Annotated in this window: 1 tRNA gene and 1 pseudogene; one reads left to right on the top strand and one right to left on the bottom strand. The window is 32.6% G+C overall.

The annotated features are described in order from the left end of the window. Nucleotides 1-96: pseudogene (locus DMC01_RS15570) on the bottom strand (FAD-dependent thymidylate synthase); the annotation flags it as partial. Between the two features lie 227 nt (nt 97-323). Here DMC01_RS15570 and DMC01_RS12705 point away from each other — a divergent pair. After that, nucleotides 324-400, top strand: a tRNA-Pro gene (locus tag DMC01_RS12705). Nucleotides 401-668 lie beyond the last annotated feature (268 nt).

Here is a 668-nt window from a genome sequence, read left to right as displayed (position 1 = left end):
TCCTCCCTCATCGCCTTTTTCAAAGCTTTGCCAGCAAGTGCGAATGGCGTGAGAACAAATTTTAAGCTCGGTATGGTGCATTAGGCTAACTTGCATTTTATATCCTTATTTTTAGCTTAAATTTTTACAAACAAAAATTAAATATTCATATGAATTCACAAAGAAATTATAACCCCTCTTTGTGAATTTTAAACAAATTTTAGCTTAAATTTAAGATCTTCATCAAATCCAAGCAAAGAACATAGCAATTTACAAAAACAAAGTATAATTAAAGCCAAGTTTTTAAAGCAAAGAGGCTAGGATTTTTGCTTGTTTTGATAAACCGGAGTATAGCGCAGCCTGGTAGCGCACACCCTTGGGGTGGGTGAGGTCGTGGGTTCAAATCCCGCTACTCCGACCACTTAAATTTTTTTAAGTTTCTCACATTTACAAACACTTCTTTTAAATGCCTATATAATGGGCTTTATGCCTTCTTTTATTTATTTTTCTTTTGTGTGGTAAGTTTTTCCAAATAATTAATGATATAATTAGGAGATTAGTCATTTTATTAAGGCACTAGCTCTAATTAACCCTTAAAATAAGGTGAAAACTATGGCAAATGTGGCAAAAACCTATTTGAGTGATAAGGATATAAGAAATCTGCTGACAAAAGAGAAAAAATACTGCAA

The sequence above is a fragment of the Campylobacter troglodytis genome (assembly GCF_006864425.1).
Taxonomy (GTDB): domain Bacteria; phylum Campylobacterota; class Campylobacteria; order Campylobacterales; family Campylobacteraceae; genus Campylobacter_D; species Campylobacter_D troglodytis.
Note: the sequence above shows the minus strand (reverse complement) of the source record. Positions and strands in the feature narration are given on the sequence as shown.